At 72.9% G+C, this 23,187-nt stretch carries 24 protein-coding genes; 21 read left to right on the top strand and 3 right to left on the bottom strand.

Translation table 11 applies throughout. From position 1 onward, the window contains the following. Nucleotides 1-82 precede the first annotated feature (82 nt). Complete coding sequence (locus tag ACL02R_RS28445; protein ID WP_412799836.1) at nucleotides 83-1,099, bottom strand: chitinase; 1,017 nt, start codon at nucleotides 1,097-1,099, stop codon at nucleotides 83-85. Between the two features lie 217 nt (nucleotides 1,100-1,316). Between ACL02R_RS28445 and ACL02R_RS28440 the strand changes: the two genes are divergently transcribed. From ACL02R_RS28440 to ACL02R_RS28370, 15 genes are all read left to right on the top strand, one after another. Continuing rightward, the gene (locus tag ACL02R_RS28440) at nucleotides 1,317-2,222 is read left to right on the top strand and encodes a hypothetical protein (protein ID WP_412799835.1); all 906 of its coding nucleotides are present in this window, start codon (nucleotides 1,317-1,319) and stop codon (nucleotides 2,220-2,222) included. A 62-nt stretch (nucleotides 2,223-2,284) separates the two neighbouring features. After that, on the top strand, nucleotides 2,285-3,037 hold the full coding sequence (gene cpaB / locus ACL02R_RS28435) for a Flp pilus assembly protein CpaB (protein ID WP_412799834.1): 753 nt from the start codon (nucleotides 2,285-2,287) through the stop codon (nucleotides 3,035-3,037). 16 nt (nucleotides 3,038-3,053) lie between these two features. After that, nucleotides 3,054-4,274, top strand: coding sequence for an AAA family ATPase (locus ACL02R_RS28430; RefSeq protein WP_412799833.1), 1,221 nt, complete (start codon nucleotides 3,054-3,056; stop codon nucleotides 4,272-4,274). Continuing rightward, the gene (locus ACL02R_RS28425; RefSeq protein ID WP_412799832.1) at nucleotides 4,271-4,648 is read left to right on the top strand and encodes a TadE/TadG family type IV pilus assembly protein; all 378 of its coding nucleotides are present in this window, start codon (nucleotides 4,271-4,273) and stop codon (nucleotides 4,646-4,648) included. The genes ACL02R_RS28430 and ACL02R_RS28425 overlap by 4 nt, the downstream gene beginning before the upstream one ends. Further along, a complete protein-coding gene (locus tag ACL02R_RS28420) occupies nucleotides 4,645-5,013 on the top strand; it encodes a TadE family protein (protein WP_412799831.1) in 369 nt (122 codons plus the stop codon). Before ACL02R_RS28425 ends, ACL02R_RS28420 begins: the two co-directional genes overlap by 4 nt. Before the next feature lie 10 nt (nucleotides 5,014-5,023). Continuing rightward, nucleotides 5,024-6,364 carry a CpaF family protein gene (locus ACL02R_RS28415; RefSeq protein ID WP_412799830.1) on the top strand — a complete coding sequence of 447 codons (1,341 nt, stop codon included), beginning with the start codon at nucleotides 5,024-5,026 and terminating at the stop codon, nucleotides 6,362-6,364. Between the two features lies 1 nt (nucleotide 6,365). After that, nucleotides 6,366-7,328, top strand: coding sequence for a type II secretion system F family protein (locus ACL02R_RS28410; protein WP_412799829.1), 963 nt, complete (start codon nucleotides 6,366-6,368; stop codon nucleotides 7,326-7,328). Between the two features lie 63 nt (nucleotides 7,329-7,391). Beyond that, nucleotides 7,392-8,282, top strand: a complete 891-nt coding sequence (locus ACL02R_RS28405) for a DUF5936 domain-containing protein (RefSeq protein WP_412799828.1) — start codon at nucleotides 7,392-7,394, stop codon at nucleotides 8,280-8,282. A gap of 90 nt (nucleotides 8,283-8,372) precedes the next feature. Then, nucleotides 8,373-8,675, top strand: coding sequence for a WXG100 family type VII secretion target (locus ACL02R_RS28400; protein ID WP_362966179.1), 303 nt, complete (start codon nucleotides 8,373-8,375; stop codon nucleotides 8,673-8,675). Between the two features lie 38 nt (nucleotides 8,676-8,713). Continuing rightward, nucleotides 8,714-9,361: a hypothetical protein gene (locus ACL02R_RS28395; protein WP_412799827.1), complete on the top strand. Its 648-nt coding sequence runs from the start codon at nucleotides 8,714-8,716 to the stop codon at nucleotides 9,359-9,361. A gap of 37 nt (nucleotides 9,362-9,398) precedes the next feature. Beyond that, the gene (locus ACL02R_RS28390) at nucleotides 9,399-9,728 is read left to right on the top strand and encodes a hypothetical protein (RefSeq protein WP_412799826.1); all 330 of its coding nucleotides are present in this window, start codon (nucleotides 9,399-9,401) and stop codon (nucleotides 9,726-9,728) included. A 326-nt stretch (nucleotides 9,729-10,054) separates the two neighbouring features. Next, nucleotides 10,055-10,258 (top strand): hypothetical protein, encoded by a 204-nt coding sequence (locus tag ACL02R_RS28385; RefSeq protein WP_412799825.1) that lies wholly within the window; start codon nucleotides 10,055-10,057, stop codon nucleotides 10,256-10,258. A gap of 62 nt (nucleotides 10,259-10,320) precedes the next feature. After that, nucleotides 10,321-10,947, top strand: a complete 627-nt coding sequence (locus ACL02R_RS28380; protein WP_412799839.1) for a hypothetical protein — start codon at nucleotides 10,321-10,323, stop codon at nucleotides 10,945-10,947. A gap of 36 nt (nucleotides 10,948-10,983) precedes the next feature. Beyond that, nucleotides 10,984-11,592, top strand: coding sequence for a hypothetical protein (locus ACL02R_RS28375; protein ID WP_412799824.1), 609 nt, complete (start codon nucleotides 10,984-10,986; stop codon nucleotides 11,590-11,592). 13 nt (nucleotides 11,593-11,605) lie between these two features. Then, entirely contained in the window at nucleotides 11,606-12,352 is a 747-nt protein-coding gene (locus tag ACL02R_RS28370; protein ID WP_412799823.1) for an OmpA family protein, read from the top strand. 18 nt (nucleotides 12,353-12,370) lie between these two features. Here the strand turns inward: ACL02R_RS28370 and ACL02R_RS28365 are convergent, their stop codons facing one another. Beyond that, nucleotides 12,371-14,092 carry a serine/threonine-protein kinase gene (locus tag ACL02R_RS28365; protein ID WP_412799822.1) on the bottom strand — a complete coding sequence of 574 codons (1,722 nt, stop codon included), beginning with the start codon at nucleotides 14,090-14,092 and terminating at the stop codon, nucleotides 12,371-12,373. A 96-nt stretch (nucleotides 14,093-14,188) separates the two neighbouring features. On the opposite strand from ACL02R_RS28365, the gene ACL02R_RS28360 reads away from it, so the two are divergent. From ACL02R_RS28360 to ACL02R_RS28335, 6 genes are all read left to right on the top strand, one after another. Then, entirely contained in the window at nucleotides 14,189-14,722 is a 534-nt protein-coding gene (locus ACL02R_RS28360; protein ID WP_412799821.1) for a DUF1990 family protein, read from the top strand. 202 nt (nucleotides 14,723-14,924) lie between these two features. Then, nucleotides 14,925-15,680 (top strand): prepilin peptidase, encoded by a 756-nt coding sequence (locus ACL02R_RS28355; protein ID WP_412799820.1) that lies wholly within the window; start codon nucleotides 14,925-14,927, stop codon nucleotides 15,678-15,680. Between the two features lie 217 nt (nucleotides 15,681-15,897). After that, entirely contained in the window at nucleotides 15,898-16,686 is a 789-nt protein-coding gene (locus ACL02R_RS28350; RefSeq protein ID WP_412799819.1) for an isoprenyl transferase, read from the top strand. Between the two features lie 530 nt (nucleotides 16,687-17,216). Then, the gene (locus ACL02R_RS28345; RefSeq protein WP_412799838.1) at nucleotides 17,217-18,518 is read left to right on the top strand and encodes a PhoH family protein; all 1,302 of its coding nucleotides are present in this window, start codon (nucleotides 17,217-17,219) and stop codon (nucleotides 18,516-18,518) included. A gap of 470 nt (nucleotides 18,519-18,988) precedes the next feature. Further along, a complete protein-coding gene (locus ACL02R_RS28340; RefSeq protein ID WP_412799818.1) occupies nucleotides 18,989-19,705 on the top strand; it encodes a transglycosylase SLT domain-containing protein in 717 nt (238 codons plus the stop codon). A 179-nt stretch (nucleotides 19,706-19,884) separates the two neighbouring features. Further along, a complete protein-coding gene (locus tag ACL02R_RS28335) occupies nucleotides 19,885-21,342 on the top strand; it encodes an AI-2E family transporter (protein WP_412799817.1) in 1,458 nt (485 codons plus the stop codon). Nucleotides 21,343-21,427: 85 nt separating this feature from the next. Here the strand turns inward: ACL02R_RS28335 and ACL02R_RS28330 are convergent, their stop codons facing one another. Beyond that, nucleotides 21,428-23,170 carry an alpha/beta hydrolase gene (locus ACL02R_RS28330; RefSeq protein ID WP_412799837.1) on the bottom strand — a complete coding sequence of 581 codons (1,743 nt, stop codon included), beginning with the start codon at nucleotides 23,168-23,170 and terminating at the stop codon, nucleotides 21,428-21,430. Between the last annotated feature and the right edge of the window lie 17 nt (nucleotides 23,171-23,187).

The raw sequence follows: 23,187 nt of genomic DNA, 5'->3' as shown, positions 1-23,187 counted from the left end.
ACCCGACCCCCTTGGCGTTTTTTGGGGGGGGGGGGGGGGGGGGGGGCGGCGGGGGGGGTTCCCCCCCCCCCCCGGCGTGCGGTCAGGGGAGTGCCGCCACGTGCGGGCCGACCACGTCGGACCAGGCGTTGCCCGCGGCGGCGTCCCAGTTCACCGACCAGGTCATCGCGCCGCGCAGGTCCGGGTAGGTGCGGTCGGGCACGAAGCCGCCGCAGCGGGTGCCGCGCGTCAGGCAGTCGAGCGCGGCTGTGACGACGGACGGCGCCACGTACCCCGAGCCCGCCGCGCTGGGCGAGGCCGGGACGCCGATGCCGACCTGCGACGGCGCGAGGCCGTTCTCCAACTGGATGCAGGCGAGGGCGGTGAGGAAGTCCACGCTGCCCGACGCGTACACCTGGCCGTCGCAGCCGAGCATCGAACCGCTGTTGTAGTACTGCATGTTGACGACCGTGAGGAAGTCCCGCGTGTTCAGGGCGAGCTGGAAGTACTGGCTGCCCGTGTTCTGCATGTCGATGGTCTGCGGCGCCATCGTGTAGACGAGGCCGTCGCCGACCGCGTCGTGGATCGTGGTGAGCGCCTGCGTCAAGTACGTGGCGCTGATGCTGTGTTCGAGGTCGATGTCGAGGCCGTCGAAGCCGTACTCGTCCATCAGCCCGAGCGTGCTGTCGGCGAACGCCTGGGCGGAGGCCGGGTCGGTCACCGCGACCGAGCCGTTGGCGCCGCCGACCGAGATGATCACCGAGACGCCCTCCGCCTGCTTGGCGGCGATGTCGTCCTTGAACTCCTGTTCCGATCCGTAGCCGAGTGCCGGGTCGAGGCGGAAGTCGATCGCGCCGGGCGTGGCCGTCGACTCGGCGAACGAGACGGCGACGATGTCGTACGCGTCCGACACGTCGCGCAGCTTCTGCACGACCGAGCCGTTGTCGAAGTTGTGCCAGTAGCCGGTCAGCGCGTGCCGGGGCACGGCGGTGGGGGAGGGCGCCGCTCCGGCGGGGGCGGCGGCGGCGAGCGTGCCCGCGGCGAGGAGGGAGAGCGCGGCGGCTTCCGCGGCGAGGCGCGGCGCCCGCGCGCGGGCGGGCGTCAGGGGAGTGCTGTCCACGTGTTCGTCTCCGTGCTGTGGGGGTGTGGGGGTGTGGGGCTGTGGGACGAAACGGTGGCCACCGTCACGCAGGAGATTGGTCCAGACCAGCGCCGCTGTCAATGGTCCCGGCGGACAAGGCAGTTCAGCGCTGTTCCCGGCGCCCGCAATATCGATAAGCTCCCGACTGGCAGACCCAGCGACGTCACTGACGGGTGTTCAGCCCGGGGGGAGCGGCATGCCGATCGCCATCGCGGTCACCAGCGCGGACCTGGTGCTCCCGCCCACCGACCAGCACACCCCCGGCGCCCACGTCCTCACCCCGCCGGACGCCCAGGAGTTCCCCGACGCGCTCGCCGAGACCGCCAGACTCCTCGACCAGCACGGCCACCTCGTCACCGTCTACCCGACGACCACGCCCCGCGCGACCGTCCAGCGGCTCCACGCCGTACGCGCCATGCTGGAGTCCGACCGGATAGCCCTGCTGCCCAGCGCGCTCCCGCCGCTCGGCACCGCCGTCCTCGTCCGCCAGCTGCGCCAGCTGTCCGCCTGCGACTTCGCGCCCGGCGTCCTCGGCGCCTCCACCCGCCTGCTGGCCCACTACGTGTACGCGGGCGCCCTCCTCGCCCCCGGCTCCCGCCTCGACCGCGTGCCCGTCGCCCTCCCCGCCGACCCGACGGGCGCGCCCAGGCCGTCCGGCCAGCTCGCCGTACTCGCCGGACCCGCGCCCCAGTTGGTGCGCGCGGACGGCGAAGGGACGCTCAGTGGCCCGCAGTTCACCACCTCCCTGACGTACGCCCCCGGCGCGCTCGGCAACGGCAGCGAGTGGGTCACCGCCCGCCTCGCCCGCCAGTGGCAGGTCAGCGGCGTCCACCCCGTGCCCCTGCCCGCCGAGTCGGCCGCCTGGTGGGGGACGGGGAAGCTCGTCGAGTTCGCCGCCGCCATCTCCGACGTCTCGCTGCTCTACCAGATGGTCGGCTCCATGCGACAGGAGACGTGCCACTGGTGCGGCCTGACGCTGATCGGCGACCGCTGCGCGTTCTGCTCCGCCCCCCTGGTGCAGCCCGACCGCACCCCCCGGGCCGCCATAGGGCAGGCGCGGCACCGCGCGCTGACCCCCGGCGGCCCGCACCGATCCGCGTGACACGCCCGCCCAGCCCGCCCAGCCGGATGTCTAAAAAGAGGACGAGAAGGTAGAGACACTGCATGAACGCCCGCCAGCGACGCGGCACCCTGCTGCTGATCTTCTCCGGCCTCCTCGCGCTCGGCGCCTTCGCGGGGGTCGTCGCCGTCGTCAACGACGTCGAGTCCCGCGTCGGACCGGAGCGTACGGCCTACGAACTCGCCGCGGACATCGAGCCGTACGAGGAGGTGACGGCCGACCAGCTGCGCGAGGTCAGCATGCCCGAGCGCTACATATCGCCGACCACCGTCACCGACCTGGACCAGATCGACGGGCAGGTCGCCGTCGGCCCGCTGTCCGAAGGATCGCTGCTCCAGACCGACATGCTCTCCGACCGCCCCGAACTCGACCCGGGCCAGCAGGAGATCGCCGTCATGATCGACGCGTCCACCGGCGTCGCCGGGAAGATCTATCCCGGCGCCACCATCAACATGTACGCCGCCTACCGCGTCGAGGGCAGCGGCGGTGACGGCAACGGCGACGGCGAGTACGAGATCGTCCAGCTGATGGTCGACAACGCCGAGGTCATCGAGGTCGGCGACCTCACCGAGGTCGAGGACGACGACGGCACCGCCGACGCCGTCCCCATCACCTTCGCCCTCGACAACACCGACGCCCAGCGCGTCACCTTCGCCGAGGCGTTCGCCGAGCAGGTCAGGCTCGCCCTCGTCGCACCAGGCGACGAGCAGGAAGTCCCGCCGGAGGACCGCACGTACACCATCATTGGTGACATCAACGGCGATCCGCACGCGGATCTCGACGCGATCGTCCCGTAAGGACCAGGTGGACCCGATGACCACGCGCATCCTCCCCGCGGTGGGCGACCCGGACGCCGCCCGCTCGCTGATCACCCTGCTCAGCCAACTGCCCGACAGCGAACCGATGCGCCCCGTGCCCGACTCGGCGGGACTGCTCGACACCCTCGCCTCACTCGCCCAGGAGTCGGTCGCGGGACTGCCCGAGGTCGTCGTCGTCCACGAGCGGATCGGGCCGCTGCCCGCCCTGGAGCTGATCCGCGAAGTCGCCCTGCGCTTCCCGGCCGTGGGCGTCGTCCTCGTCTCCGCCGACCCCACCGCGGGCCTCTACTCGGCCGCCATGGACGCCGGCGCCCGCGGCCTCGCCGGGCTGCCCCTGTCGTACGACGAACTCGCCGCCCGCGTCGGCACCGCCGGCCAGTGGGCCGCCGGCATGCGCCGCCACCTCGGCACGGGCGACACAGGGCCCGGCACGCCCGGCGGCCGCGTCGTCACCGTCGCGGGCGCCAAGGGCGGCGTCGGCACCACCCTCGTCGCCGCGCACCTCGCGCTGGCCGCGCAGTCGGGGCCGTACGAACGGGGCGCCGTCCTCGTGGACCTCGACCTGCTCGCCGGCGACGTCGGCTCGTACTTCGACGTCCAGTTCCGCCGCTCGGTCGCCGACCTCGCGGGCATCCCCGACATCACGCCGCAGGTGCTCGCCGAAGCCGTCTTCGCGCACGAGACGGGCCTGTCCATGCTCATCGCGCCCGCCGAGGGCGAGCGGGGCGAGGACGTCACCGACGCCGCCGCGCGCCACATCCTCCAGACCGTGCGCGCCCGTTACGACATCGTCGTGGTGGACTGCGGCTCCCACATGACCAGCGCCGTCGCGGCGGCCGTCGAGACCGCCGACGCCGCCCTGCTCGTCACGACGCCCGACGTCATCTCCGTCCGCGCCGTCAACCGCATGGTCCGCATGTGGGACCGGCTGCGCGTCCGCAAGGCGCAGGACACCCTCACCGTCGTCAACCGCATGGGCCGCGGCGGCGCGATCCAGCCGCAGCTGATCGCCCGCATCACCGGCACGCAGGTGGCGCGGTCCGTCGTCCCGGCGGGCTACCGCGACCTCCAGGAGGCCCAGGACGCCGGGCGCGTCCAGGACATCGACCCCAAGTCCCCCGTACGCAAGGCCCTGTGGGCGCTGGCCGCCGAGCTGGGACTCGTCCCGCCCGAGGCCGCGCCCGGGGGCGGCAGGCGCCGCGGCAGGCGGGGATGACCGGCGCAGCGGCACACCGCGACCGGGGCTCGACCATCGTCGAGTTCGCCGGGCTGTTCCCGCTGATCCTGCTGATGATGGCCGTCATCTGGCAGTGCATCCTGATCGGTTACACGTTCTCCCTCGCCGGGAACGCCGCCGACGCCGGCGCGCGCGCGGGCGCCGCCGCCCGGGGCGACGCGGAGGGCGCGTGCGCCGCCGCCGCCCGCGAGGACCTGCCGGGCGCCTGGGACGCGTCGGTGTCCTGCCCGCTGGAGGGGGACGTACGGCGCGCCCGCGTCGAACTGCGCGTGCCCGTCCTCTTCCCCGGCGCGTTCAGCCTGCCCGTGACGGTCACCGGCACGGCGGGCGCGGCCGAGGAGGACCGCCCGTGAGGAGGGGGCGCGCGCAGGAGCGCGACAGGGGCGTGACGGCGATCGAGTTCGCCGGCTGGCTGCCGATCCTGCTGATCGTCGCCCTCGCCGCGCTCCAGCTCGGCGTCGCCGGGTACGCCGCGCTCCAGGCCGGTTCCGCCGCCCGCGCCGCCGCCCGGCTCGCCGCGCAGGAGGAGACGGAGGACGCGTACGTCGCCGGCGGCCTCGCGTCCCTCAGCGACGCGCTGGCGGACGACGCCTCCGTGGAACGCACCGCCGCCTGCGGGGACGAGGCGACCGTCACGGTCAGCGTCCGCGTCCCGACCGTCCTGCCGTTCCTGCCGGACCTCACCGCCAGCCGGACCGTCACCATGCCCTGCGACTGAGGAGGCAACCGTGGCCCTGCGATCCCGCGTCACCGCTCCCGACGAACCCGCCGCCACCGGACCGGGCGACAGCCGCCTCGTCGCGACCTACCGCGCGAAGCTGCTGGAGGAGATCGACCTCGCCGAGATGTCGTCCCTCGACATCGCCGAACGCCGCGACCGCCTCGAACGCGTCCTCGGCCACATCCTCAGCCGCGAGGGCCCCGTCCTCTCCACCCAGCAGCGCGCCCTCCTGATCCGCCGCGTCGTGGACGAGGCACTCGGGCTCGGCATCCTCGAACCCCTCCTGGAGGACGCCTCGATCACCGAGATCATGGTCAACGGCCCCGACCACATCTACGTCGAACGCTCCGGGCGCGTCGAACGGCTGCCCCTGCGCTTCGCCTCCGACGAGCAGCTGATGCAGACCATCGAACGCATCGTCTCCACCGTCAACCGCCGCGTGGACGAGTCGAATCCGATGGTCGACGCCCGCCTCCCCACCGGCGAGCGCGTCAACGTGATCATCCCGCCGCTGTCCCTCAGCGGCGCCACCCTCACCATCCGCCGCTTCCCCCGCGCGTACACCCTGCCCCAGCTGATCGGCTTCGGCACGGTCGACGAGCAACTCGTGCTGCTGCTGTCAGGCCTGGTCAGGGCGCGGTTCAACGTCATCGTGTCCGGCGGCACCGGCTCGGGCAAGACCACCCTGCTCAACGCGCTCAGCGGCCTGATCCCCGAAGGCGAGCGCATCGTCACGGTCGAGGACGCCGCCGAGCTCCAGCTCCAGCAGAACCACGTCATCCGCCTCGAATCCCGCCCGCCCAACATCGAGGGCAAGGGCGAGGTCACCATCCGCGACCTCGTCCGCAACTCCCTGCGCATGCGCCCCGACCGCATCATCGTCGGTGAGGTGCGCGGCGGCGAGACCCTCGACATGCTCCAGGCCATGTCCACCGGCCACGACGGCTCCCTCGCCACCGTGCACGCCAACAGCGCCGAGGACGCCCTGCTGCGCCTCCAGACGCTCGCGTCCATGTCCGAACTCCAGGTCCCCTTCCAGGCGTTGCGCGACCAGATCAACAGCGCCGTGGACATCCTCGTCCAGCTCGTCCGCCACCCCGACGGCACGCGCCGCCTCGCCGAGATCGCCGTCCTCGCCTCGCACGGCCGCGAGCCGTTCCGCATCGCGACGCTCGCCGAGTTCCGCGTCCAGCCGATGGGCCCCGACGGCCGCGTGCACGGCACGTTCGTCCACCACCCCCTGCCCCGAGCCGTCGCCGACCGCCTCTACCTGGCGGGCGAACAGGTCCCCGCCGCGTTCGGCGTGCACCTCGACGACTCCCACCTCGCGACCCGGGAGGCGAGCTGACATGGAGACCGACCTCTCCCTCCTCACCATCGGACTCACCCTGCTCGCCCTGCTGTGCGGCATCGCCGGACTCCAGCTCTGGTCCTCGGGACGCGCCCAGCGCCGCGACCTCCTGAACCGCCTCAGCGCCACCGCCGCCCTCCCGCCGGGCAGCGGCGCGGCCGACACCCCCGGCCGCAGGCGCCGGTTCGACGCCCTCGACCGCCGCCTGCGCGGCACCAGGCTCGGCCGCGGCCTGCGCCGCAAACTCCAGGCGACCGGCCTCGACATCACCCCCGGCGAGTACGCGGCGTACGTCCTCGGCGCCGTCGCCGTCCTCTGGCTGCTCGGCACGGCCGTCCTCGCCCCGTTCTTCGGCCCGCTGTGCGGCGCCGTCGCGCTGTGGGGCGGCAACGCGTTCCTCAACTGGCAACGGGCCCGCCGCACCGAGCGGTTCATCGGCCAGCTCCCCGAACTCGCCCGCCTCATCGCCAACGGCACCGCCGCCGGACTCGCCATGCGCACCGCGCTGTCCATGGCCGCCGAGGAGATGGAGGACCCGGCCGGGGCCGAACTGGCCACCGTCGCCGACCAGCTGGCCGTCGGCCGCTCCATGGAGGAGGCCCTCACCGAACTGGGCGACCGCCTGCCCTCCCGCGAACTCAACGTGCTGGTCACCACGTTGATCCTCGCCAACCGCGCCGGCGGCACCATCGTCGCGTCGCTGCGCAACCTCACCACGACCCTGGAGGAGCGCAAGGAGACACGGCGCGAGGTACGCACCGTGCTCGCCGAGGTCAACGCGACCGCCGTCACCGTGCCGTTGCTCGGCGTCGGCGCGCTGCTGATGATCAACGGCATGTCACCCGGCGCGCTCGGCCGCGTCACCGGCAGCACCGGCGGCCAGATCGCCATGGTCGTCGCGCTGGCCCTCTACATCGTCGGCTTCGTCGTCGTGCGCCGCTTCGGCCGCATCGACGTCTGACCGGCCCGCCGCCCACGCACGAAGCGCCGCACAAGAAGCGACACGGAAGAACGGGACACACCAATGGTGGGACTGCTGCTCGGCCTCGCGATGGGCGCCGCCGTCCTCGGCATCGTCACCGCGATCCGCATCCTGCGCGCGGGCACGCCGCTGCCGCCCGACCTCGCCGTCGCCCTGGAGATCGGTTCGAGCCGCGTCTCCGCGGGCGGCTCGGCCGTGGACCGCCTCGGCATGCGCTTCGCGCCGCTCGTCCTGCGCCTGATGGGCTCCCGCGCCGTCGACCGCAAGCGCCGCCGCATCGACCAGGCGGGCAACCCCGGCGGCCTCACCCTCGACCGCTACGCGGCGCGCCGCGCCGTCTACGGCGCCTTCGGGCTGCTGACGACGCTGGTCTTCGTCTCGGCGGGGCAGCCGGTCCTGGCCCTGTTCAGCCTGGCCTTCGGCGCGTTCGCCGCCGACGCGGCCATATGGCAGGGCATCCGCGAACGCCGCGACGTCATCGACCGCACCCTCCCGGACTTCCTCGACGTCCTCGCCGTCGTCGTCGCCGCCGGGCTCGGCTTCCGGCAGGCGCTCGACCGCGTCTCCGGGCGGTACGAGGGCCCGTGGGCCGACGAGATCCGCATCACGTTGCGGCAGATGGACATGGGCGTACCGCGCCGCCAGGCGTTCGACGAACTGCGCAGGCGCAACGACTCCGAGCCCGTCAACCAGTTCGTCTCCGCGCTCCAGCAGGGCGAGGAACTCGGCGCGCCCATCGCCGACACGCTGATCCAGATCGCCACCGACATGCGCCGCACCGACGCCCAGAACGCGCGCCGCCGCGCCGCCCGCGCCATCCCCAAGGCGACGATGGCGACACTCGTCTTCATGGTCCCGGCGACGATGATCATCATCGTGACGGGCATGATCCTCGGCTCGGGCACCGACTTCGGCGCCATCCTCGGCGACTGACTGTTGCGCCGCTGTGCGGCGGCTGTTACGAATCCGTGGAGGAGCCCGCGCGGACCGCCGCGTAGGCTTGGCGGGGAGGGGGTGTTGCACATGGCACAGGGCGATCTCGACGTCACGTACCAGGACATGCACGACGCGGCGGACCACCTGCGGGACGCCAAGGACGAGCTGAAGATCAAACTCGACCAGCTGCGGACGTACATCACCGATCTCGTGTCCGACGGCTACGTCACGTCCAAGTCGTCGGTGCGGTTCGATTCCCTGTACGAGGAGTTCACCACCGGTGCCAGGGAGGCGGTCGACGCCCTCCAGGGGCTCGGCGACTTCCTCGACGGAGCGGCCGACGGCTTCTCCGACCTCGACCAGCAGCTGGAGGAAGGCCTCCGCGACTAGTCCCCGTGACTGGCGCGGGGCCCGGAGGGAGGAGCGGCATGGCCGACAAATGGGTGGACACCGTCACTGTCGAACGGCAGGGGTTCCGCATCTCGGTGCCGGACTCGTGGTGGGAGTTCGACCTGCGGCCCGAGACGCGTGACAACAGCATCCGCCGCATGGTGGACGAGCGCGTCAGGAACGTGCCGGAGCTGGCCGAGCACCGCGAGGTCGTCGCCTCGTTCCTGCGCCGCCAGGCTCGGCAGGCGTGGGACACGGGCGCCGTCTACTGCGGCTGCATGGCACAGAGTTTCGGCGGCGGGCCGCCGATCACCGCGTCCGTGACCGTCTCCATCGTCGGCGCCCGCACGGCGTCGGGCGAGGTCCTCCCGACCGACCCGGCGGCCATCGTGAGCCGCCTCGGCACCCGGGTGGCCCGCCGCGAGGGCGACGCGTGGCGCGACGTCACCACCGTGGACATCCCGGAGGTGGGCCAGGCGGCGCGGACCAAGGGCGTCGAGGACATCAGCGTCCCGGGCGACACGCGGACGATCCGCGCGGTGCTGATGCAGACGTTCATCCCGCTGCCGGGCGACCAGCAGGCCGTGGCACTCGTCGCGGGCAGCAGCCAGGTCCTCGACCTGGCCGACTCGTTCTTCGACGTGTTCGACGCGGTCACCTCCACGTTCCGCTTCACGGCGGAGTGACGGGCAGGACAGCGAGCACCAGGGAGGGAGGCAGGAGATGGGCGACGGCGGCGAGCGGATGGCGATCCCGCTCACGGAACTGGCCGAATTCGGCCCCCAGCTGCGCACCGTCAAGGAGTACATGAACCGGACGGGCGACACGTTCGACTCGTACAACGACGCGTTCGGCGACGACCGCGTGGTGGACGCGCTGGACGACTTCGTGAGCGGCTGGAAGGACGGCCGGGGCGACATCAGCGAACAGCTGGAGGGCCTGGCCGAGATGGCCGACACGGTGATCCGCACGGTCGACGAGTTCGAGACCGAGCTGGAGGCGTCCCTGGAGGGCGACGGCGGCGGAGGCGGGGGCGACCAGCAGGCCGTCTGAGCACGCGCGGCACGGGTTTCACGGCCCGGCGCACCGGGCAACGTCCCGTGTGCGCCGGGCCGTTCCCGACGCGGCGTCATCTGATCGGATGGTCTCCCTGCCGAAGGCACGGCCGGTGTGGCACAGTCAGTGCCGACAGGGGTACGGACCGGTGTGCGGGGAGGGGGCCGACATGACACGACGAAGCGTCAACCGCCCCGGTCACGCGCAGAGTTACCACCCACCACCCGTACCGTCACGGGCCGCGCGGCAGTACCGTGGTAACGGGAGCACAAAAGGCCCGGAACGGCCGCCCGCACCGGCCCCGGCCGGAGGAGAGGGACACCATGAGCAGGCTGACGCTGAGGTGGCTGCACACCATCACCAACCGCCTCCACGGCCACACCAACGACCGCGGCGCAGGCTTCGTGGAATACGCAGGCCTCCTCCTGCTGATCGCGGGCGTTGTCGCGCTCGTCGTCGCGCTGAACCTGGACAACCAGGTGAGCGACGCCGTGCAGAACGCGGTCAACAGGGTCCTCAACCAGTAGGCGCGGTCGGCCCGGCGGGTCACGCGCGGGAGCGCGGGGCGGTGTTCCCCCTCTACATATGGATGGTGTCCGGCCTTCTCTTCGTCGCGCTCGCGTTCTTCGTGGTCGCGCAGGCGGCGCTGCTGCGTGGCGGAGGGCAGTCGGCGGCGGACGCCGCCGCGCTGGCAGCGGCGCAGGAGGCACGCGACCGCCTGTTCGACGGGGTCCTCGACTCGGCCGCCGGGGAGGGCGCCCCGGATCTGGGCGACATCCTTGGGGGTGACGGGATCGCGGCGCCGGGAGCCTGTGACGCGGCGGGTCGCCTGGCGGAACGCAACGGCGCGGTGGTCGCCGAATGCGCGCCGGTCGGCGGACGTCCCGGGTACCGCGTGGTGGTCACCAGCGAGGAAGACATCGACTCCGTGATCCCGGGTGTCGGCGGGCCCACGACCGTGCGGACCGAGGCGACGGCGGTGATCGAGGGCCTCTGCGACCTCGTCGAGACGGCGCCGGAGGAGCCGGAGGACCCGGACGACGGTGAGGGACCGGACGATCCCGGCGACGGTGAAGGCGGCGAAGGCGATGAAGAGGAAGACGATCCGGCGCCGGTCGAGCTCGACTGCGAGGACGAGCGGTGGACCATAGATCCGGACGACGAAGACCAACTGCCAGAGGCACGGGACCTGTTCCGCGTGTACCTGGAAGACTGACCACCGACTCGCTGACATTCGAAGGACCGGCGCCCGATGGATCTCCGTGATAGCAAGTCCCGCCTCATCCTGATCGTCGTGGCGCTCGGTGCCGCGCTCGTGGTGGCGGTCGCCAGTTGCTCGGGCGGCGGTGGTGACGACGACACACCGCAGGGTGCCGACACGTCCGAGACCGCTTCCGGTGACGACGGTGCCGGGGAGCCTCAGGATGAGGAGACCTCGGAGGGGAACGAGGACCCGGACGAGCCCGCGCAGGCCCTGGCGGAGGTCACGGGCGAGGAGAGCATCACGCTGACGGTCACGACGGCCGAGCGCGAGGCGGGCGGTTTCCTCACCATCGAGGGCACCCTGCGCAACGACGGTTCGGAGATGTGGTTCGCCAGCGCCTGGGCCGGACAGGAGGAGGAACTGGCGGAGAACGGGTTCTCCATGGCCGGCGCGTCCCTCGTGGTCCCCGAGGAGGGGAAGCGCTACCTCATCCTCCGTGACACGACCGGGCGTTGCCTGTGCACGGGCTTCGGCAGCGGGATCGAGGCCGGTGCCACGGTGTCGTGGTTCGCGCAGTTCCCGGAGCCGGAGGCCGGCTCCACGCAGGTCAACTTCCAGGTCGGCAACATGCCCCCGGCCACCATCGAGATCCGCTGAGTGGAGCTGACGGATGACGCACCGATCACAGTGGGCAGCGAGGGCGGTCGTCGCCGCGCTGACCGGCACCGCCGTACTGGCTTTCGCGACGCCCGCTCTGGCGGACGAAGGCGACGACGTGGACCAGCCCCCCGGCTACGTGGCCCCTGAGCTTCCGGAGATCGACCCGGACGCACCGGGTCTGATGCTCGGCGACGGAGCCACCCTGGCGGACCCTCGTGTTCTCGACATCAAGTTCATCACGGAGGACGTCGGCGGAGCCCCGGAGCAAGGCGGTCAGGACGACAGCGCGTCCGGCGGCGGCTCGCAGGACGGCGACACGCCGGGCGGCGGCACCGACACCGGCGGCCAGACCCCCAACGGCGGGGACGACAGCGGCCAGCGCGAGGAACAGACCGGCAACACCCGCAAGTTCACCCTCCAGACCGATGTGATCTTCGGCGAGGGCAGCAGCGAGATCACCCCGGAGTCCGAGGAGGCCCTGGCCGAGGTCGCCGCCGCCATCGACGAGTACCAGCCGTCGCGGGTGAACATCTTCGGCTTCACCGACGACCAGGGCTCGTACGAGAGCGGACGCACGCTGTCCGACGAGCGGGCGAGCAACACGCACCAGGTTCTGCTCGGCCTCATCGAGAACCCGACCGGCATAGTGTTCAACGTCCGCGGCTACAGCGAGGACTACCCCCTCTACGACAACGCCACCGAGGAAGGGCGCCAGCGCAACCGGCGCGTGGAGATCTCCTGGCCGACCTCGGAGTGAACGGCCGGCAGGCCACGGTCACCGGTTGGGCTGCCACTGGGTCGCCGTGGTGAAGTAGGTCGGCAGATCATGGTTGGTCGGGTCGGTCTCCACCCTGTCGATCCACAGCATGGTGACCGATCCGTCCGGGTTCTCGGCGCAGATGCCGACGCCCTCGTGGAGGGTCCGGCCCGTGAGGATGTCGTCCAGGCCCACGGGATTTTGCAGGGGCGACTCGTGGGCGGCGGCGTAGCACTCCTCAGCGGTGGTCGCGGGGTCGTCCACCGTTCCGACGAAGGTGTCGGCGTCGTGCGAGATGCCGTCGTCCCTCGCCCTCTCGTGATCGCAGAAGAGGTACTGGAGCCTCGTCTGCTCGTTCCTGTGGTCGAAGCTCCCGAACCCGATGTCGTTGAGCACCTCCAGGCGCTCAAGGCTGACGACGGTCACCTTCCCGTCGAAGCACTGCCCGGTGAGGTCGACGTAGATGTCCTCGCGGTATCTCGGCGCACGGATCACCAACTCCTCACCGCTCCTGGCCTCCCAGTAAGGCGCGTCCGGGTCGATGTCGGGTGGCGGCTGCCGGTTGGGGGCCTCGGACGGCTCCGACGCGTCGGACGAGTTCTCCGCATCATCCGTCGGGTTGGGGGGCGGGGTGGTGGTTTCCGGTGCTGTGGTGGTTGCTGTGCCGGTCGTCCGGGGGGTGCCTGTGTCGTCGGTCAGGAGCTGTGATGCCAGCAGCCCGCCCGCCGCCGCTGCCACGACCGCCGTCGCCGCCAGCAGTGCGACCGTCCTGCGGTTGCCGCGGGACGGGGGTGCGGAAGGTGCGGACGGGGGTGGGGGAGTGGTTGGGGCCGGGGTGGAGGCGCGGTGGTCCACGGTGGCCGCCAGCGTCGTCGGCAGCCAGCTCTCGCCGCGCTGGAGCGTCCGCCCCGGCGCCAGCGCCCGGCACGCCTCGATCACCTGCGCCGGGGTCGGCCGCGCCTCCGGCGCCTTCGCCAGGCAGGCGGCGATCAGCCCCGCCAGCTGCGGCGGCGCGGCGCCCAGGTCTGGCTCCTCCCGCGCCGCCCGGTACATCACGGCGTGCGCCGCGCCGTCGCCGAACGGATGGCCGCCGGTCGCCGCGTAGTACGCCACCAAGCCCAGCGTGAAGACGTCAGTCGCCGGTAAGGTCGCCCCGCCCGTGATCTGCTCCGGCGCCATGTACGACGGCGTCCCCACCCGTACGTCCGTGCCCGTGAGCGCCGTCGCGTCCGCCGCTCGCGCGATGCCGAAGTCGATGACCTTCGGCCCGTCCGGCGCGAGCAGCACGTTCCCCGGCTTGAGGTCCCGGTGCACGATGCCCGCCGCGTGGATGCTGGCGAGGCCTTCCGCGACCCCGCCCATCAGCAGCAGTACGGTCTCCAGCGGCAGCGGCCCGTACGCGCGCACCGCGTCCGCGAGCGACATGCCGGGGACGTACGCCGTCGCCAGCCACGGCGCGGCGCCCTCCGTGTTGCTGTCGAGCACCGGCACGGTGTACGCGCCCTGCACCCGCCGCGCCGCCCGCACCTCCTGCTCGAACCGGCGCCTGAACTCCGGGTCCGCCGCGAACTCGCCGCGTACCACCTTCAGCGCCACCGGCTGCCCGCCGCGCGTATAGGAGAGGTACACCGTGCCCATGCCCCCGGCGCCGAGGCGGGAGGTGAGGCGGTAACCGGCCACCTCCCGGGGGTCGGCGGCTTCCAGTGGCCGGAACGGTGACGGTGTCGCTGGACCTGTCATGGTGGCCCCCCACTCGTGTGTCGGCTGCGGAGCGCATCCTAGCGGCCACGGTCCGGCGTGTTGTGGGTGTGTCGGGGTGTCTGGTAGCCAGGGTGCGTGGCGGACTTCACCTATTCCTGGGTCGGTGTCACCCGTGAGCTGCGGGAAGACGGGGGGTTGCCCGTCGGGGTGCGGGTGATGTGTGTGCGGGTGGCGGTCGGGTCCGGTGTGGAGGTGTGGGAGGCGGCGTGCCGTGCCGTGTTCGGGTGGGAGATGCACCGTGCGAGCGGGTTGAGGGTGCGGGCGGCGGAGGACGAGGCCGTGCCGGGGGCCGAGGTGGTGCTCGCGCTCGGGGTGGGGCCGCTGCGGCTGACCGCGCCCTGCCGTGTGGTGTGGACGGTGCGTGAGGGGGACCGCGTGGGCTTCGCCTACGGCACGCTGCCGGGGCACCCCGAAAGGGGTGAGGAATCGTTCACCGTTGAACGACGCTCCGGCGGTGAGGTGTCGCTCACCGTGACGGCGGTCAGCCGCCCGGCCGCGTGGTACCTGCGTGGAGCTGGGCCGTTGGGGCGGGCGGCCCAGCGGGGCATCGCGCACAGTTACGGCCGCGCGCTCCGGGGGCTGTGCGCCGGGGGGTCACGGCCCGGCTGACGGTGCGGTATCGTTCCCAGTGTTGGCAGTCGCTGTCATCTTTTACGGCCAGTGCCGCCATTCCCACCCCGGCGGCAGCTGGCGGGGCGAATCGTGAGCCACCCCCCCGCTCCGATTCCGCCCCATCAACGGGCCGGTCTGTCCTTCCCCCCCACTCGGACAGACCGGCCCGCATGACGTTCCCCCCATTACGCTCAAGGCCGTGTCCGCCCCGTTGCTGATCCCGCTGGCCGCCCTCTGGGGCGCGCTGGCCGGCGCGCTGATCGCCAGGCCCGGCTACCGGCTCGCCGTCGAACCGGGCACGCCCTGGCGCTCCACCTGCCCCTCCGGTCACCCGATTCGGTCCGGTGCGCCCGGCTGGCTGGGGCGCGGACGCTGCGCCGACTGCGCTGTGGCACTGTCGCCCGCCACCGCCCGTACCCCCCTGGTGCTGACGGCCGTGGCCGCCGCCGTGTGCGCGGCGCTCGCCGCGGCCGTCGGGGAGCGGCCGGAACTGGCCGTGTGGCTCGCCCTGGCCCCCCTCGCCGTGCTGCTGGCCGCCGTGGACGCGGCCGTGCAGCGCCTGCCCGACGTGCTCACGCTGCCCCTCGCGTTCCTCGTCGCCGCCGGACTCGGGCTCGCGGCGCTCCTGCCGGGCGCGGGCGGCAGCTGGCCGCGCGCGCTGCTGGGCGGGGCGGTACTCGGCGGGGTCCACTTCGTTCTCTTCCTCGTCAACCCGCGCGGCATGGGCTTCGGCGACGTCAAGCTGGCGGTCCCCGTCGGTGTCGCCCTCGGGTGGTACGGGTGGCCCGCCGTGCTGCTCGGCACGTTCACCGGCTACCTGCTGGCGGCGGGCTACGGCCTGGGGCTGGTCGCGCTGGGGAGGGCGGGGCGGAAGACGGCCGTGCCGTTCGGGCCGTTCCTGGCGCTCGGGGCGCTCGCGGGGCTGCTGATCGGCGGACTCGCCGCGCCCGGGTAAATATCCGCGCGCGGATGTCCCGGTTCGGTCTCCGATGCGTTACGGTGGAACCCCCCCCTCGGGCCGGTCCGTAACCCCCCCCACGGACCGGCCCGCTTTCTTTTCCCGCCACCCCTCACCCGGCTGGCCGGATTCACTGCTTCCGGTTCGAGGGCCCCCAGCGCGGCAGTAGAGTTCCGGGACACCCGAGCGGTCTTCGAGGGGTTGGGCACACGGCATGAGCGCGTTCAAGAGCGCGATGAAGAACACACTGCGCCGCCTGGTCGTGCGCCTCTACGCACGGCGCGTGGAAGGGCGTCTCGACACCGAACAGGCGCCCAAGCACATCGGCGTCATCCTGGACGGGAACCGCCGCTGGGCCAAGGCGGCGGGCAGCACCACCAAGGAGGGCCACGAGGCCGGCGCCGCGAAGATCCGCGACCTCCTCGGCTGGTGCGAGGAGACCGACGTCGAGGTCGTCACCCTCTGGATGCTGTCCACGGACAACCTGAACCGCGAGCCGCGCGAGCTGGAGCAGCTGCTGTCCATCGTCGAGGGCGCCGTCCGCGACCTCGCCGCCGACGGCCGCTGGCGCGTCCACCACGTCGGCGCCCTCGACGTCCTGCCCGAGCGGACCCGCCGCGTCCTGCGCGAGGCCGAGGAACGGGCCGGGGACCGCGCGGGGATACTCGTCAACGTCGCCATCGGCTACGGCGGGCGGCAGGAGATCGCCGACGCCGTGCGCTCGCTGCTCGCCAAGCGCGCGACCGAGGGCCAGACGCTCGGCCAGGTGGCGGAATCGCTGTCCGTCGAGGACATCTCGGAACACCTCTACACCCGCGGCCAGCCCGACCCGGACCTGGTGATCCGCACCAGCGGCGAGCAGCGGCTGTCCGGGTTCATGCTGTGGCAGAGCGCCCATTCGGAGTACTGGTTCTGCGAGGCGTACTGGCCCGCGTTCCGGAAGGTGGACTTCCTGCGCGCCCTGCGGGACTACGCGGCGCGTCACCGGAGATACGGAGTCTGAGGGCCCCGAACGGCCCTGTGGTCCGGCTGCGGAAGCAGCGTCCGGCCGCTCGCGCGTCCGGTGCGTGCGGGCGCAAGGCGCCGGATCGTCCCTGTACCGGGCGTACGGGGGCGGTTGGCAACGCGGCGGGCGCGCGTGCCTGGGGGCACCTCCCAGCCGCCAGGCTGGGGGAGAGCCGCGAGCAGGGCGACCGCCTCGAAGACGGGCCCTGCCCCCCGTACGGCGGCAGCGGTGACACGGGCGACACGCCCGGACGCGGACAGCCGCCCCGGGCCGCGCCCGCATGAGTTGTGCGGGAAGCGGGCATATTCCCGGCGGACCGTGCGCGGGTGCGGTCCCCGGGAGGCCCGTTTGCGCACCACGAATCCCCCCTCTCCACTGGGGACCAGGGCCGGTAACGGGCCCCGTGTGTCGCGGGGCCTGGCCGGCCGGCAGATCCCCGGCGCCGTGGGCGCCGTGATCCCACACCTCGTCCCGAGGGGGTTCGTCCACACGTGGCCACCAGCAACAAGCGTTCGAACGATCGCCGCATGTACGTCCTCGACACCAGCGTCCTGCTCGCCGACCCATCGGCACTCACGCGCTTCGACGAGCACGAGGTCGTGCTGCCCGTCGTGGTCATCTCCGAGCTGGAGGCGAAGCGCGCCCACCCCGAGCTGGGCTACTTCGCCCGCCAGGTGCTGCGACGCCTCGACGACTACCGCGTGCGCTACGGGCGGCTCGACACGCCGCTGCCGATCGGCGACCTCGGCGGCACCCTCAGGGTCGAGCTGAACCACTCGGACCCCACGGTCCTGCCCGCCGCCATGCTGAACGAGCGCGGCCGGCTCGCGGACAACGACTCGCGCATCCTCGCCGTCGCCCGCAACCTCCAGGCCGAGGGGCACGACGTCACCGTCGTCTCCAAGGACCTGCCGCTGCGCATCAAGGCGTCGTCGGTCGGGCTCGCCGCCGAGGAGTACCGCGCGGAGCTGGCCGTCACCGACGCGGACGGCTGGACGGGCCTCGTCGAGGTGGCGCTGAGCGCCGGGGCGGTGGACGAGCTGTTCGCCACCGAGCAGGTGAGCGACCCGGTCGCCGCCGACCTGCCGGTGCACACCGGCCTCGTCATCTCGTCGGACCGCGGGCGGGCCCTGGGCCGGGTCACGGCGGACGGCCAGGTGCGGCTGGTGCGCGGCGACCGGGAGGCGTTCGGCATCCACGGGCGCAGCGCCGAGCAGCGGATCGCGCTGGACCTGCTGCTCGACCCGGAGGTCGGCATCGTGTCGCTCGGCGGCCGGGCCGGTACGGGCAAGTCGGCGCTGGCGCTGTGCGCGGGCCTCGAAGCGGTGCTGGAACGGCGCCAGCACAGCAAGGTCGTCGTCTTCCGGCCGCTGTACGCGGTCGGCGGCCAGGACCTCGGCTACCTGCCTGGCACCGAGGCCGAGAAGATGAACCCGTGGGCCCAGGCCGTCTTCGACACGCTGTCGGCGGTGACGACCCGTGAGGTCATCGAGGAGGTCGTGGGGCGTGGCATGCTGGAGGTCCTGCCGCTGACGCACATCCGCGGCCGGTCGCTGCACGACACGTTCGTCATCGTGGACGAGGCGCAGTCGCTGGAGCGGAACGTGCTGCTGACCGTGCTGTCGCGCATCGGGCAGGACTCGCGCGTGGTGCTGACGCACGACGTGGCGCAGCGCGACAACCTGCGGGTCGGCCGGTACGACGGTGTCGTCGCCGTCGTCGAGAAGCTGAAGGGGCATCCGCTCTTCGCCCACATGACGCTCACCCGGTCCGAACGCTCCCCGATCGCCGCGCTGGTGACGGAGATGCTGGAGGAGGATCGCGGCTGACGGTCCGGCAGGGGCGCGCGGCGGGCGGGTGGTCCGGCGGCGGACGCGGCGGTGGCGCCGTGACGCGGCCCACGCGCCCGCCGCGCGTTTCGCCGTTTGCCCCGCTGGGTAAACCGGCGAAACCCCTGGCCGGAGACGTGGAACCGGTCCCGGGACGGTTGACAAGACCCGCGCGCGTGTGACCTTTCCCACACGGCACTGAATTGCCACCGCCCGGCGGCTTCCGGCAGTGTGTGCCTCTGTCAGGCCCCGCATACGGCACCTGGTCTCCGCGAGGACACCTCAACGACTGCGTTTCACAACTGAAAAGCCGCTCGCCGTATGCCGCCCGAAGCACCACGCGGGTCCCCTCACCGGGACCCCGGCCGGGTCAGCGCCTCCTGTGAACACCACCAGGGGAGGCCCGTGTCAGGGGCACGATTGCGCCCGCGGGCTCCGGCCGCGCGGTCGACTGTTCGGAAGGAAACCGTGTGACCGGGATTTCGGTCCGTGGATTCGCAGTGGCGTCCGCCACCGCGGTGACCACCGTCGGCGCTGCCGTCGGTGTCGCCTCGGGGGACGAGCAGAGCCGTTCGACCGAGCCGGTCGAGGTGGTCGCTGCCGACGCGACGCTGCTCGCTGAGATACCCGCTGGAGCGAATGCCCAGCTGCACACCGCCTCGCTGACGCAGCAGGCGGAGTCGCAGGCGAGCGCCGCCGACGCGGACGCCCGCCGCGCCGCCCAGGAGGCCGCCCGCCTCCAGGCCGCGGAGGACGCCCACGAGCGCCGCGCCGAGGAAGAGCGCGCGGAGGAGGAGCGGCGTGCCGCGGAGGCCGCCGAGGCCGAGGCGGCGGCCGCGGAGGCACAGGCGGCGAGCGCGGAGGCCGCGGCGTCCGCACCCGTGCAGTCCTCGTACTCCGTCGCCGACGTGCAGGCGCTCGCCCGGCAGATGGTGCCGGCCGACCAGTTCCAGTGCTTCTCGAACATCGTGGACCACGAGAGCGGCTGGAACTACCAGGCGACCAACCCGTCGTCCGGCGCGTACGGCCTGATGCAGGCGCTGCCCGGCTCCAAGATGTCCTCCGCCGGCGCCGACTGGCAGACCAACCCCGCCACCCAGATCCGGTGGGGCCTGGACTACATGGACAGCCGCTACGGCAGCCCGTGCGGTGCCTGGGACTTCTGGACGGTCAACAACTGGTACTGAGCCGGCGGGAAGCGCCCCCGGGCGCCCGTATCGTTCCGGTCAAGCCCCCGTGTCAGAACTGACACGGGGGCTTCGCCGTGTCCCCGGGGGCTCCGCGCCGCCACCGGCGCGCGGTAACGTCGGACGGCAGTGAGAGCACGAGGGAGCGGAGCGCCGCTCCCGCACGGGGAGGGAAACGGATGTCACGACTTGGCCGGTTCGGGACCAGGGTGTCCCGGCTCGGCAGGCGGGTCTCCGGCCTGCGGGACGAGGCGGAGCGCGAGCAGGAGCGCCGGTTGCGTGAGGCGGACGAACGGGGCGGGGCCGGGGTGACCGGCGCGCGGGCGTCCGCGGGCGGGCCAGGGGGCTCCGGCGCGCCCCCGTCCGCACCGGCCGCCGTGGCACCCGCCGCGGCGGCGGCGACGCCCGCGACGGCCGTGGGCGACGGGCCGGACGGCGGTGGCGGCGGCGGTGACGTCCGGCCGCCGGTGCCCGCCGGTCCCGCTCCGGGGCGTCCCCCGGCCGCCGAGGCGATCCCGTGGGGCGTACGTGTGGCGGCCGAGGCCGGCTGGCGGCTGCTGGTGATCGCCGGCGTGGTGTGGGTGCTGATGCAGGTGGTCAGCGCCGTGAGCCTGCTGGTGGTGTCGTTCGCCGCCGGACTGCTGATCACCGCGCTGCTCCAGCCGTTCGTGGGCTGGCTGAAGCGCATGGGCTTCAGCCGGGGCGCGGCGACGGCGGTGACCGCGTTCGGCGGCTTCGCCGTGATGGGCCTGATCGGCTGGTTCGTCGTCTGGCAGATAATCGAGAACACGGACAACCTCGTCGAGCAGGTGCGGGACGGCATCGAGCAGTTGCAGGACTGGGTGACGCAGCTGCCGTTCGACATCACCGAGGACAACCTCGACGAGTGGGTCGAGAACCTCAACGACTGGATCAGCAGCCACAGCAGCGAGTTGACGTCGGCCGGGCTCGAAGGCGTCAACTACGCCGTGGAGTTCTTCACCGGCGCGGGCATCACGCTGTTCGTGGTGCTGTTCCTGCTGTACGACGGCGCCGGGGTGTGGGGCTGGTTCCTGCGGCTGGTGCCGCGCGCGGCGCGTGACGGTGTCGCGGGCGCGGGCCCGCGGGCGTGGATCACGCTGACGGGGTACGTGCGGGGCACGGTGCTCGTGGCGCTGATCGACGCGATCGGCATCGGCGTCGGCCTGCTCGTGATCGACGTGCCGATGGCGGTGCCGCTCGCGGTGATCGTCTTCCTGTCGTCGTTCGTGCCGCTGGTCGGCGCGATCGCGTCGGGCGCGCTGGCCGTGCTCGTCGCGGTGGTGACCAACGGGGTGGTGGACGCGCTGCTGGTGCTCGGTGTGGTGCTGCTGGTGCAGCAGATCGAGGGGCACATCCTCCAGCCGTTCATCCTGGGCCGCATGGTGCGCGTGCACCCGCTGGCCGTGGTGCTCGGCGTCGCGGCCGGGTCGATGCTCGCGGGCATCCCGGGCGCGGTCGTGGCGGTGCCGCTGATCGCGGTGACGAGCACGGTCGTCAGCTACCTGCGTGCGTACCAGGAGGAGGTGGACCGGCGCGCCGGGCGGGAGACGCTCACCGGCGGCGCGACGATCGCCGAGGTCTCGCCGTCCCCGCCCGCGCCGGGCGGGGACGGCTGAGCCTCCCGCGCGACGCGCGACGGCCCGGCCGCCACGACCCCCGACGGGTCGCGGCGGCCGGGCCGTCGCCGTACGCGGCGGGGTGTCAGCCCGCCCAGCCGTGCTTCGGCGGGTGCCGGATCTCCAGCAGCCAGCCGAGGCGTTCCGAGTCGGTCGCCGTCCAGCCGTCCGGCGGGGAGATGGCGGCCCAGGCGAAGACGGGGTTGGCGCCGTACCGGTGGCCGTGGGGCGCGGGCGCGCCGTACGAGACGGCCATGTCCACGGTCGTCTGCCAGAAGCTGACGAACGGGAACCAGTCGATGGCCGAGGTCACGTCCGGGCCGAGCGGCTCGTCCAGCCAGTCGGGCCGCTGGAACAGCAGGTCGGGCGACCACCACACGACGGGGTCCGACGCGTTCTGGAGGTAGACGACGCGTGGTTCCAGCCACGGCTCGCCCTGCGGCAGCCGCAGGTCGCGGTCGGGGTACTGGGCGAAGCGCACGTGCCGCCCGTCGTCGTACTGCGGGCGCCACACGGGGCTGCCGGGGTCGCGCCGGTCGACCAGCTCGCTGTGGATCGGGCTGAAGTCGGGCGGGCCGATCAGGAGCGCGCCGTCCGTGCGGGCCAGCATGTCGTCCAGGCCGTCGAACGCCGCCTCGACCGCCGAGACGGCCAGGCTCTCGCCGAAGACGAGCAGTTCCGGCCGGTCGTCCGCCGGTTCCTGCCGCCAGCGCTCGTAGACGGCGTCGAACAGCGCGCGGGTCGCCGTGCCGGCCTCGCTGCGGTCCACCATGAACGAGGCCCAGCTCGGCAGGTACGAGTACTGGATCGTGACGACGGCCGTGTCCCCGCCGTGCATGTACTCCAGCGCCTCGACGGTGGTCGGGTTGACCCAGCCGGTGCCCGTCGTGCCGGTGACGGCCAGGACGTCGCGGTCGAACGCGCCGGTGCGCTCCAGCTCGCGGACGGCGAGCTGCGCGCCGTCGGCGTAGTCGTCGTACGCCTTGCGGCCGACGTAGACGCGCACCGGGTCGAGCGCGTCCGTACCGGTGAAGTCGGAGATCTCGGCGGCGGTGAGGGCCGTTCCGGTGAAGGTGCGGCCCTTGTTGCCGAGGTCGTCCCAGTCGATCAGCGAGTCGGGGCTGCCCGACAGGGCGGGGGAGAACGGGCGCATGACGCCCGGGTCGGTGCTGTTGTCCTTGGCGGCGGCGAGGCGGCTGGCGATGCCGAGCACGCCGCGGTCCCACACGACGTCGCGCGCGCCGATGACGACGACGGTGGTGGACAGCGCGAGGCCGAGCGCCACCGCCACCGGCCAGGGCACGAAGCGGCCGAGCAGCCGCGTCAGCAGGCGCGTGCCGAGCCGGATCGAGCGGGCGACGAGCAGCAGCAGCGCCAGCACCACGAGCGAGATCAGCGCGATCATCAGCGAGTGCCACGTCAGGGTCGGCGGCAGCTCCTGGAGGCGCCGCAGCTCGCGCTGCATGTCGGCGCTGCGGCCCAGGAAGAACGCGACGGCGAACGGCAGCAGCACCAGGTACGCCAGCCAGCAGCGCGCGCGGGCCCGTTCGTCCGGCTGCCAGGGCGACAGGCGGCGGAACAGCCGGCTCGCCAGCGCGCCGAGCCCGTAGCCGATGGCGGCGGTGATGCCGCCGATGAGGCCCTGGTAGTACCAGGGGCGCGGCACGAGGGACGGGGTGAGGGACAGCCAGAAGAAGAACGTGGCGGTCAGGCAGGCCGTCAGGTCGGGCCAGCGGCGGATCACCCAGTCGCTGTCCGGCCGTTCCCAGTACGGGTGGCGGGCGATGGCCGCCGTACGGTCCGCCGCGCGGCGCCCGGCGGCGCGCAGGCGGTCGCGCGGTCCGG

This window comes from Streptomyces sp. MS19, assembly GCF_047200595.1.
Taxonomy (GTDB): Bacteria; Actinomycetota; Actinomycetes; order Streptomycetales; family Streptomycetaceae; genus Streptomyces.
The sequence above is the reverse complement of the archived record's forward strand: the minus strand, read 5'-3'. Positions and strand labels throughout refer to the sequence as shown.